Genomic DNA, 10040 nt, shown 5'->3' on the forward strand with positions numbered 1-10040 from the left:
GTGAGCTGCTTGTCCTTGAGGCCGACGAGTTCGGTGTCGCCGATGGTGGAGGAGCCGGAGGTGACGGTGTCGAGGCCGGCCATGCAGTGCATCAGCGTGGACTTGCCGGAGCCGGAGGGGCCCATGATGGCGGTGAACTCGCCCCGGGGGAACTCGACGCTGACGTTGTCGAGGGCGACGACGCGGGTCTCCCCCTCCCCGTAGACCTTGTTCAGGCCGGTGGCGCGGGCGGCCGCCACACCGGGGCGGACGGCGGTTGCGGTCGACGTGGTCACGGGGGGCTCCTTGTGCTCGTGGACTTGTACCTCCATGCTCCGCGACGTGATCATGGTCTGGCGTCGCTCCGCCGGACGGTTGGCCCGACCACCGCTGGGCGTACGGGAGGGCGGGACCGTCCTCCTGCGGTATGACGGAAACCCTGAGGGAGGGGCGGTGGCCTGGGGGTGGCCGGAAGCACTATCCTTCGTGGCCGAATCCCGAACAGTTCGTCAGATGGCAAGGAAACATGACAACTTCCGGGGCTGGGAACATGCGAAAGAGCGAGCCGGGAGACTAGGCTCAGGGTGGTTTCGCAGGACGCCCGGATGGTGGAACGCAGACACGGGCAGCTTAAAACTGCTTGGCCGCGAGGCCGTGCCGGTTCGAGTCCGGCTCCGGGCACCGGTCGACCGGCGGGGGCGCCGACGGCTCCCCCGCCGGGCGTCGTTCACCGGATCCTCCTCGCGGCGTATCCCGGAATTTTTGCCAGGCCATTACCCTTGTGCGTGGGCGGCGCAGTGCCGCCACGGAGGGAATGAGCAATGAGAAGCAGCAACCCGGTCTTCTCGCGGGAGGGGTCCTTCACCCGCGACTCCGGCTACGCGGGGTTCGGCAACACCGCGCAGGCCGGGAACCCGTACGGCGGGAACCCCTACGCCGGGACGCAGTACGCCCAGCAGCCGCAGGGTCAGGCGCCGCTGACCGACGAGCAGCTCTACCAGATGTACAACGGCCCGTCGGCCGGTCCGACGGCCACCGGGCGGATGACGCTCGACGACGTGGTCGCCCGTACCGCCATGACGCTGCTGACGCTGGTCGGCGCGGGCGCGGTGGCCTGGTTCGCGCTGCCGTTCGAGAACTACGGCTTCGCGATCGCCGCCAGCCTGGTGGCGATGGTCGTCGGCCTGGTGGCCTCCTTCAAGCGCAGCGTCAGCCCGCCGCTGATCCTGACCTACGCGGGCCTCCAGGGCTTCGCGATGGGCGCCTGGTCGCACGCGCTGAACACCATCCTGAACGGCATCGTGATCCAGGCGGTGCTGGGCACGGCGGCGGTCTTCGCGGCGATGCTGTTCGCCTACAAGAGCGGCAGGATCCGGGTCACCGCGCGCTACGCCCGGATCGGCATCGCGGTCGCCATGGGCTTCGTGCTGCTGATGCTGGTCAACATGGTCGCGTCGCTGGCCGGCGCCGACATGGGCCTGCGCTCGGGGCCGCTGGGCATCGTGGTCGGCCTGGTCGGCATCGGCCTGGGCGCCTTCTTCCTGTCGCTGGACTTCGCGGAGATCGAGACGGCCATCGCCCAGGGGGCCCCGCAGCAGGAGTCCTGGCGGGCCGCCTTCGGGCTGACCCTCTCGCTGGTCTGGATCTACATGGAGATGCTGCGGCTGATCGCGATCCTGCGCGGCGACGACTGACCCGGTCTCCCGTGGTGAAGCACTGCCGCCGGGCCCCGGAGCCACCCGCTCCGGGGCCCGGCGGCTTTTCGCCTAGGCTCGCTGCCATGCATGACGTACACCCCCTGGACGTGCACCCCCTGGACGTACAGCCCCTGGTCGATGCCGTCGACTCACTGGCGGATCGTTTCCGCTCGCTGCCGCAGAGCAAGCTGCTGGGCGCCGTACCCGGACACCCCTCGCGGGCGGCCGCCGCGCTGGAGCTGGCCCGGCGGCTGGCCGCGCTGGCGCTGACGGCGGAGGGCGGGGCGGAGCGGGACTTCCCGGACGCCGGGGCGTTCGCGGCGGGGGACCAACTGGCCGTCGCCGGGCACGATCTGGCGGCCGCGCTCGCGGCGCTGCCGGAGGGCGCCGAGGTGGCCCTGCCGGGCGGGCCCGCCGTGGTGGGCGAGGTGCTGGCCGGGGCGGTCGCGGCGGTGCGCGGGACGGCGGCGCTCTGCGCCTGAGGCGCCCGGAGCCGGACGCACCGAAGGCCGGCCGGATCGGTAACCCCGTGATCCGGTCGGCCTTCGGCGGGAGGTGCGGGAGGGGTGCCGGGGAGTACCGGCGGGCTCCGGTGACCCGGCGTCAGATGCTGGCGACCACCCGGTCGGCGAGCACGTAGACGGCCTCCTCGTCGGTGGAGAAGGTCAGCGAGTACGAGCCGGAGAAGCGCGAGCCGCCGAGCAGTCGCACGTGCTCGCCGGCACGGACCGCGTCGATCAGCCGGTAGGCGGCTTCCCGGTCGCCCGGGGCCACGCACAGGGTGGTGCCGTCGGCGAAGCCGTACACGTCCAGGGTGCCCAGCGGGCCCGGGCGGACGTCGGTCAGCGCGACGCCCTCCTCGGCGAGGGCGGCCAGCCGGTTGTCGGTCCACTCGCGGGACGGGGCCTGGCTCGGCACGAAGTCGGGGTGCGAGGGGTGGCGGCGCGGGTCGGGCGCGGCGACCGGGGCCTCCTCGACGAGCGGGTCGGTGTCCAGCAGCCCGGCCTCCAGACCGGTGGCCAGCAGGTCGGCCTCGCGGCGGGCGCGGGCGTCCTTCGAGGTCTCGCCCGCCGGGTGGCCGGGGCGCAGCGGCGCGCCGCCCTCGGTGCCGGTCTCGGCCGGACCGGTGCCGCCCTCGTTGATCAGGTCCTCCAGTGCGGAGCGCAGCGCCTCGCCGAACTCCGGGTCCATCGTCCCGGCGTTGTCGGCGGCGTCCTGAGGGCCGGTGGGGCGGGGGAAGAAGAGCGGCCACTCGTCGGTGCCGGAGAAGACACCGGTGAACGGGGAGTCGAACAGCGGCGCGTCCTCGGCCGCGCGGGCCTCCTGCTCGGCCCAGAACGCCCGGGCCTCGGTGATCTCCCGCTCGCGGTCGGCGGCGAGCGCCTCGGCGACGGCCCGGCGTATCGCGGCCTCGTCCACCGGCGCGGGCACGGCCGGGGCCGCGGCCTGGGCGTCCAGTCGGCGGGAGATTGCCCGGAGACGGAGCAGCACGGCGGTCGACACGGTGATCAGGATCAGCAGCAGGATGGTGTAGACGGCGCTCACGGAACGTACTCCTAGCGAGGAGCGGAACGGGGTTACGTCTCCACACTGCCGCATCCGGGGCTGTTACCGCAGTGGCGAATGTCTAATTTGTCCCGGACTTTCGCTCTTGTCCCCAAATTGTTAGGTAACACCGTTCTACGCAGTGGAGTTGATCCGCTCCGCAGTGTCGATTTCCGGGCTGGAAACGAACGAAAAGAGGGCCGGATCGACCTCGCGGTGTGATCCGGCCCTCAATTACGCTCCGTCACTCCAAATGGGTGGTCCAGACCCTTCGGAGGTTGCGGGGAGGGTCAGCTGAGGCGCTCGATGACCATCGCCATGCCCTGGCCGCCGCCGACGCACATGGTCTCCAGGCCGAACTGCTTGTCGTGCCACTGCAGGGAGTTGATCAGCGTGGTGGTGATCCGGGCACCGGTCATGCCGAAGGGGTGGCCGACCGCGATGGCGCCGCCGTTGACGTTCAGCTTGTCCAGGTCGACGCCCAGGTCGCGGTAGGACGGGATCACCTGGGCGGCGAAGGCCTCGTTGATCTCGACCAGGTCGATGTCGTCGATGGTCAGGCCGGCCCGCTTGAGCGCCTGCTTGGAGGCCTCGACCGGGCCGTAGCCCATGATCTCGGGGGAGAGCGCGCTGACGCCGGTGGAGACCACCCGGGCGAGCGGGGTGATGCCGAGCTCGCGGGCCTTGGTGTCGGACATGACGACCAGCGCGGCCGCACCGTCGTTCAGCGGGCAGCAGTTACCGGCGGTCACGGTGCCGTCCGGGCGGAACACCGGCTTCAGGCCCGAGACGCCCTCCAGGTTGACGCCGGCGCGCGGGCCGTCGTCCGTGCTGACCACGGTGCCGTCCGGGAGCGTCACCGGGGTGATCTCGCGCTCCCAGAAGCCGGCCTTGATGGCGGCCTCGGCGAGGTTCTGCGAGCGGACGCCGAACTCGTCCTGCTCGGCGCGGGTGATGCCCTTGAGCGCGGCCAGGTTCTCGGCGGTCTGACCCATCGCGATGTAGGCGTCCGGCACCAGGCCGTCCTCGCGCGGGTCGTGCCACTCGCCGCCACCCTCTTCACCGCGCTTGGCGGTGCGGGCCTGGGCCGCGCCGAAGAGCGGGTTCATGGTGCCCGGCATGCCGTCCGAGGTGCCGTGGATGCTGCGCGAGACGGTCTCCACGCCGGCCGAGATGAAGACGTCGCCCTCGCCCGCCTTGATCGCGTGCAGCGCCATCCGCGTGGTCTGCAGCGAGGAGGAGCAGTAGCGGGTGATGGTGGCGCCGGGCAGGTGGTCCATGCCCATCTGGACGGCCACGATGCGGGCCAGGTTGTGGCCCTGCTCGCCGCCGGGCAGGCCGCAGCCGAGCATCAGGTCCTCGATCTCGCGCGGGTCGAGCTGCGGGACCTTGGCCAGCGCGGCCTGGATGACGTGGGCGGTCAGGTCGTCCGGGCGGACGTCCTTCAGCGAGCCCTTGAAGGCCCGGCCGATCGGCGAACGGGCGGCGCTGACGATGACGGCTTCGGGCATGACGGGCTCCTCGCTGGGTGACGGCGGACCTGACGTCCGGGAGGAAAGCTACCGCTTGGTAGGTCAAGCGTCATCCGCCCCAGCGTGTGAGCTGGCCGACGTATTCCCGGGGCCCGCGGGGGTGTCCGTGCCCTGGTCCGCGCCCTGGTCCGGGCTCTGGTCCGGGCTCTGGTCCGAGCCGTGCGCCGGGCCGTGCGCCGGGCCCGGGTGCGCGGCCTGCCCCGGGCCGTGCGCCGTGTCCCGGTCCGGGCCGTGGTCCGGGTGGGACACCACGGCCACGACCGAGCCGGGCAGGCCGATCCGCAGCCGCCGACGCAGCAGCGCCCACCGTCGGCCCGCGCCCTCCGCCTCCACGGCCGCCACCTCGGTGCCCGCCCGGTCGGCCGCCGCCGCGGCGGCCACCGCGACCGGCAGCACCGTCCCGCCCGGAACCGGCACGGTCGGCCGCTCCTCCTCCGGCCAGAGGCCGAGCGCGGCGCAGACCGAGGGCAGCACGGCCATCGCCGCGGTCGCGTAGCCCTGGGCCGAGGGGTGGTAGCGGTCGGCGGCGAACATCTCCGGGCGGGCGGCGAACTCCGGGCCCAGCAGCGAGCCCAGCGAGACCGTCCGGCCCCCCGCCTCCACCACCGCGATGGTCTGCGCGGCGGCCAGCTGCCGGCTCAGCCGACGGGCCACCCAGCGCAGCGGCGGGCGCACCGGCTTGATCGTGCCGAGGTCCGGGCAGGTCCCGACGACCACCTCGCAGCCGTTGGCGCGCAGCGCGGCGACGGCCTCGCCGAGCTGGCGGACGGCCAGCTGGGCCGGGCTGTGCCGGGTCACGTCGTTGGCACCGATCATGATCACCGCGACGTCGGGGCGGTGCCGCAGCGCCTGCTCCAGCTGGCCGGAGAGGTCGGCGGAGCGCCCGCCGGAGCGGGCCGCGTTGACCAGCCGGACCGGGCGCTCGGCGACCGAGGCCAGGCCTGAGGCGAGCAGGGCGCCGGGGGTCTCCCGGCCCCGCGCCACGCCGAGGCCGGCTCCGGTGGAGTCGCCGAGGACGGCCAGCACCAGCGGCGGCTGAGGGGTGGTGGCGCCGTCGGCGAAGGCCTCGCCGTAGACGCCGTCGGCCTTGGGCGGGTGGGTCTCCAGGACGCCGATGGCCTGGATCGCGAGCTTGCTCTCGGTCAGCAGCAGGCCCACCAGACCCACGCCGAGCAGTCCGAGTCCGCCGCCGCCGTACGCCGCCGCGGTGGCGATCCGCCGGGCCACCCGGGCCCGCGAGTCGTGTGCGCCTGGCATCCGGCACCCCCTTCGCGTCCTCGTGCCGCCCCCGGCGGGGCCGTACACCCCTCCTACCCGCGCGGGGGGCGGGAGTACCGGTGCCGGTGGGCCATTGGTGGGGAGGCGGGGCGCCGCGCGGAGGGCCGGCCGGGCGGGCCGCGGGGGAGGAGGGGCCGCCGGGCCGGAGGAGTGCCGGGGCGGCTCCTTGGAGGAGGTGGACAAGAGGGGGCGCTGGGGTGCGTGCCACGGCCTAGGCTTTGCAGTACCGAAAGCACAAGCACTCGCATGCCCACAGACCGGGAGGACCCCCGTGCGGTACCACAACTCGATCATCGACCTGGTCGGCAACACGCCGCTGGTCAAGCTGAACAAGGTCACCGAGGGCATCAGCGCGACGGTGCTGGCGAAGGTCGAGTACTTCAACCCCGGTGGCTCGGTCAAGGACCGCATCGCGATGCGCATGATCGAGGCCGCCGAGGCCTCGGGCGCCCTCAAGCCGGGCGGCACCATCGTCGAGCCGACCTCGGGCAACACCGGTGTCGGTCTGGCGATCGTGGCCCAGCAGAAGGGCTACAAGTGCATCTTCGTCTGTCCCGACAAGGTCTCGACCGACAAGATCAACACGCTGCGCGCGTACGGCGCCGAGGTGGTCGTCTGCCCGACCGCCGTCGCCCCGGAGCACCCGGACTCCTACTACAACGTCTCCGACCGCCTGGTCCGGGAGACCCCGAACGCCTGGAAGCCGGACCAGTACTCGAACCCGGACAACCCGGCCTCGCACTACCACTCCACCGGCCCGGAGCTGTGGGAGCAGACCGACGGGAAGATCACCCACTTCGTGGCGGGCGTCGGCACCGGCGGCACCATCTCCGGCACCGGCAACTACCTGAAGGAGGTCTCCGGCGGCAAGGTCAAGGTGATCGGCGCCGACCCTGAGGGCTCGGTCTACTCGGGCGGCACCGGCCGTCCGTACCTGGTCGAGGGCGTCGGTGAGGACTTCTGGCCGACCGCCTACGACCGCGCGGTCGCGGACGGGATCGTCGCCGTCTCCGACAAGGACTCGTTCCAGATGACCCGCCGCCTGGCCAAGGAGGAGGGCCTGCTGGTCGGCGGCTCCTGCGGCATGGCCGTGGTGGCCGCGCTGGAGGTCGCCCGCGGGCTCGGGCCGGACGACGTCGTGGTCGTGCTGCTGCCGGACGGCGGCCGTGGCTACCTGTCGAAGATCTTCAACGACGACTGGATGGCCGACTACGGCTTCCTGCCCTCGTCCACCGACGAGGCGCACATCGGCGAGGTGCTGGCCCGCAAGGAGTCCATCGAGCAGGGCGGCGTCCCGCAGTTCGTCCACATGCACCCCAACGAGACGGTCGCCGAGGCGGTCCGGGTGCTGCGCGAGTACGGCGTCTCGCAGATGCCGGTGGTCTCCCCGGGCGCCGGGCACCCGGACATCATGGCCGGCGAGGTGATCGGCTCGGTGGTGGAGAAGCTGCTGCTGGAGGGCATCTTCGCCAAGGAGATCGAGCTGACCGACACGCTGGACAACGTGATGTCCAAGCCGCTGCCGGTGGTCGGCTCGGGCGAGACCGTCACCAACCTGATGACCGTGCTGGAGAAGGCCGACGCGGCCGTCGTGCTGGTGGAGGGCAAGCCGCAGGGCATCGTCACCCGCCAGGACCTGCTGGGCTACCTGACCGGCCGCGCCGCGCACTGACCCGGGGTCACCGCCGCCCGCCCGCGGACGGATCCGGAGGATTCGTCCACGGGCGAAGTGGTACACCGGCGTCACCTGCCCGCAGCACGTGGTTAACACGGCTCCGGCATCGTTGTGGTCAACGGCACGACGCCGAACGAGGCGACGGCAACCGTCCGGGAGCGGCTCCCCGGCGACCGCGGTCGACTCCGGGCACACCGGGCGGTCCTGACCCGACCGCTGTGTCCTCCCTCGCGGGAGGCGCCGTCGTCCCGCCCCTGCCCGGCTCCGGCCGGTCCACAGGGTGTGGCGGCTCCCGCGGCCGCACCGCGCCGTACGGCGCGTCCCCGCGGCTCCCGGGTGGGGGAGTCCATGCGGGGGAACGGTGGGGCCGGTCCTTCTCCGAGGGACCGGCCCCTTCCGTCCGTTCCGGGCCCGGTCCGCCCGCCGGCGGCTCCCGCGCTGTGCGTCGGCGGCCGTCCGTTCCCGTACGCTCGCACGCATGACCAGCACTGAAACGACCGACCAGGACGCCCCGCGCTACGTCCGGGTCAAGATCGAGCTCATCGCGGAGATCACCGACGAGGGCGCCCTCAAGGCGGCGGCCCTGCAGGCGGTGACCGAGGACGAGTACCTCGACGACGAGGAGCGCGCCCAGTCCGTCGAGGCCATCGAGGTGGACCCGTCGGGCTCGCTCGCGCACTTCATCGACCCCGTCGCGCTGCTCGGCGACGTCCCCGGGGTGGAGCTCGCCTCGGCGACCTGGGAGTCGGCGCAGACCGAGTTCGACCCGGACGACGAGGAGTGGGACGAGTACGCGGTGGACAGCTCCGCCGAGTAACGACGGCACGCCGTCACCGCCCGCGAACGCCCGGTCTGCCACGGCAGGCCGGGCGTTTTGTCCCTGTTCGGAGGCAAGTTGGGTCATCTCATACGATCGCTTACCCTTCGGTGGTGGAACCGTGAACGGGCGGATTGCGTTTCTGTATCCGTAATGCCCGGGATGATCAGCAGGGAGACGCGACGTGACGGCACGGGACGGTCAGGGGCGGGCGGCCGGAGGAAGCTGGAGCCGACGCGGTGTGCTCGCGGGGCTGATCGGGGCTCCCGTGCTCCTGCTGGCGGCCTGCAACGACAACAGCGGCGGCAGCAGCGGCAGCGGTAGCGGCTCCGGCGGTGGCGCGGGCTCCGGCCAGGGCTCCGGCGGCGGAAGCAGCAGCACCCCGAAGACCTCGACCGCCGTGATCACCGTCACCCCCGCCGACGGCGCCGCCGCCGCCAGCTTCAGCGACCCGGTCAAGATCACCGTCGCCAACGGCACGCTGAGCACCGTCAAGGTCACCGACTCGACCGGCAAGGAGCTGGCCGGCCAGCTCTCCGCCGACAACACCGGCTGGACCTCGGCGGCCGCCCCGGCCAGCGGCACCAAGTACACCGTCGCCGCCGTCGCCGTGGACAAGGACAAGCTGGAGGCGGACGCCAACGCCGTGTTCACCACGGCGACCCCGGCCAACACCTTCGTCGGCTACTTCACCCCCGAGGACGGCTCGACGGTCGGCGTCGGCATGCCCGTCTCGATCAACTTCAGCAAGCCGGTCACCGACCGCAAGGCCGTCCAGCAGGCGATCACCGTGATAGCCGAGCCGGGCGTCGAGATCGTCGGCCACTGGTTCTCCAGCACCCGCCTCGACTTCCGGCCGCAGGAGTACTGGGCCAAGGGCACCAAGGTCACCCTCAAGCTCCGGCTCAAGGACGTCGAGGGCGCCAAGGGCGTGTACGGCACCCAGTCCAAGGACATCGCCTTCACCATCGGCCGCGCCCAGACCAGCGTCGCCGACCTCGGCACCAAGAAGCTCACCGTCACCACCGACGGCCAGGTCAGCGCCGTCTACAAGATCTCCGGTGGTTCGCCCGAGCACACCACCTGGGGCGGCAAGATGGTCATCTCCGAGCAGTACACCCAGACCCGGATGAACTCGCAGACGGTCAACCTGGGCAGCGAGTACGACATCGCCGACGTGCCGCACGCCCAGCGCCTCACCACCTCGGGCACCTTCGTCCACGGCAACTACTGGTCCCCGCCGTCGATCTTCGGCGGCCAGAACACCAGCCACGGCTGCGTCGGCCTGCAGGACACCAAGGGGGCGCAGGACGCCGGCTCGGACGGCTACAAGTTCTACAAGTCCTCGATGGTCGGCGACGTGGTCGAGGTCGTGAACTCCGGCGACAAGACCGTCGCCCCGGACAACGGCCTGAACGGCTGGAACCTGAGCTGGGCCGACTGGAAGGCCGGCAGCGCCGCCTGACCCCCGACGCCCGACCCCCGACACCCGGCTCCCCGGGCGGACCGTTCCCGCG

9 protein-coding genes and 1 tRNA gene are annotated in these 10040 nt (G+C 72.2%); 6 read left to right on the forward strand and 4 right to left on the reverse strand.

The window, feature by feature from the left end; translation table 11 throughout:
- Positions 1 to 275 (reverse strand): ATP-binding cassette domain-containing protein (locus tag ACFV04_RS42075; RefSeq protein ID WP_380536394.1); only part of this gene is annotated, 275 nt, incomplete at its 3' end.
- Positions 276 to 578: 303 nt separating this feature from the next.
- Here ACFV04_RS42075 and ACFV04_RS42080 point away from each other — a divergent pair.
- The 3 genes from ACFV04_RS42080 (at position 579) to ACFV04_RS42090 (ending at position 2158) form a co-directional block, all read left to right on the forward strand.
- Positions 579 to 660: transfer RNA gene (locus tag ACFV04_RS42080), tRNA-Leu, on the forward strand.
- Between the two features lie 140 nt (positions 661 to 800).
- The gene (locus ACFV04_RS42085; RefSeq protein ID WP_380536396.1) at positions 801 to 1673 is read left to right on the forward strand and encodes a Bax inhibitor-1/YccA family protein; all 873 of its coding nucleotides are present in this window, start codon (positions 801 to 803) and stop codon (positions 1671 to 1673) included.
- Positions 1674 to 1759: 86 nt separating this feature from the next.
- Positions 1760 to 2158, forward strand: a complete 399-nt coding sequence (locus ACFV04_RS42090) for a hypothetical protein (RefSeq protein WP_380347429.1) — start codon at positions 1760 to 1762, stop codon at positions 2156 to 2158.
- A 121-nt stretch (positions 2159 to 2279) separates the two neighbouring features.
- Here the strand turns inward: ACFV04_RS42090 and ACFV04_RS42095 are convergent, their stop codons facing one another.
- The 3 genes from ACFV04_RS42095 to ACFV04_RS42105 form a co-directional block, all read right to left on the reverse strand.
- Positions 2280 to 3221: a hypothetical protein gene (locus ACFV04_RS42095; protein ID WP_360260831.1), complete on the reverse strand. Its 942-nt coding sequence runs from the start codon at positions 3219 to 3221 to the stop codon at positions 2280 to 2282.
- Positions 3222 to 3511: 290 nt separating this feature from the next.
- Positions 3512 to 4732 carry an acetyl-CoA C-acetyltransferase gene (locus tag ACFV04_RS42100; RefSeq protein WP_360260834.1) on the reverse strand — a complete coding sequence of 407 codons (1221 nt, stop codon included), beginning with the start codon at positions 4730 to 4732 and terminating at the stop codon, positions 3512 to 3514.
- 63 nt (positions 4733 to 4795) lie between these two features.
- Positions 4796 to 6010, reverse strand: a complete 1215-nt coding sequence (locus tag ACFV04_RS42105; protein ID WP_380347428.1) for a GDSL-type esterase/lipase family protein — start codon at positions 6008 to 6010, stop codon at positions 4796 to 4798.
- A gap of 292 nt (positions 6011 to 6302) precedes the next feature.
- Between ACFV04_RS42105 and ACFV04_RS42110 the strand changes: the two genes are divergently transcribed.
- The 3 genes from ACFV04_RS42110 to ACFV04_RS42120 all read left to right on the forward strand — a co-directional run bounded on the left by ACFV04_RS42110 (position 6303) and on the right by ACFV04_RS42120 (position 9988).
- Positions 6303 to 7703, forward strand: a complete 1401-nt coding sequence (locus tag ACFV04_RS42110) for a cystathionine beta-synthase (RefSeq protein WP_380347427.1) — start codon at positions 6303 to 6305, stop codon at positions 7701 to 7703.
- Between the two features lie 481 nt (positions 7704 to 8184).
- The gene (locus ACFV04_RS42115) at positions 8185 to 8523 is read left to right on the forward strand and encodes a hypothetical protein (RefSeq protein ID WP_380347426.1); all 339 of its coding nucleotides are present in this window, start codon (positions 8185 to 8187) and stop codon (positions 8521 to 8523) included.
- A gap of 184 nt (positions 8524 to 8707) precedes the next feature.
- Complete coding sequence (locus ACFV04_RS42120; RefSeq protein ID WP_380536398.1) at positions 8708 to 9988, forward strand: Ig-like domain-containing protein; 1281 nt, start codon at positions 8708 to 8710, stop codon at positions 9986 to 9988.
- Positions 9989 to 10040: the final 52 nt, after the last annotated feature.

The organism is Kitasatospora sp. NPDC059599 (assembly GCF_042735125.1).
In the GTDB taxonomy this organism is placed as follows: domain Bacteria; phylum Actinomycetota; class Actinomycetes; order Streptomycetales; family Streptomycetaceae; genus Kitasatospora.

What these genes read in the sequence shown, in the direction of transcription:
- ACFV04_RS42090 (WP_380347429.1), top strand. Translation starts at nt 1,760, where the DNA reads ATGCATGACGTACACCCCCTGGACGTGCACCCCCTGGACGTACAGCCC.
- ACFV04_RS42085 (WP_380536396.1), top strand. Translation starts at nt 801, where the DNA reads ATGAGAAGCAGCAACCCGGTCTTCTCGCGGGAGGGGTCCTTCACCCGC.
- ACFV04_RS42105 (WP_380347428.1), bottom strand. Translation starts at nt 6,010, where the DNA reads ATGCCAGGCGCACACGACTCGCGGGCCCGGGTGGCCCGGCGGATCGCC.
- ACFV04_RS42115 (WP_380347426.1), top strand. Translation starts at nt 8,185, where the DNA reads ATGACCAGCACTGAAACGACCGACCAGGACGCCCCGCGCTACGTCCGG.
- ACFV04_RS42100 (WP_360260834.1), bottom strand. Translation starts at nt 4,732, where the DNA reads ATGCCCGAAGCCGTCATCGTCAGCGCCGCCCGTTCGCCGATCGGCCGG.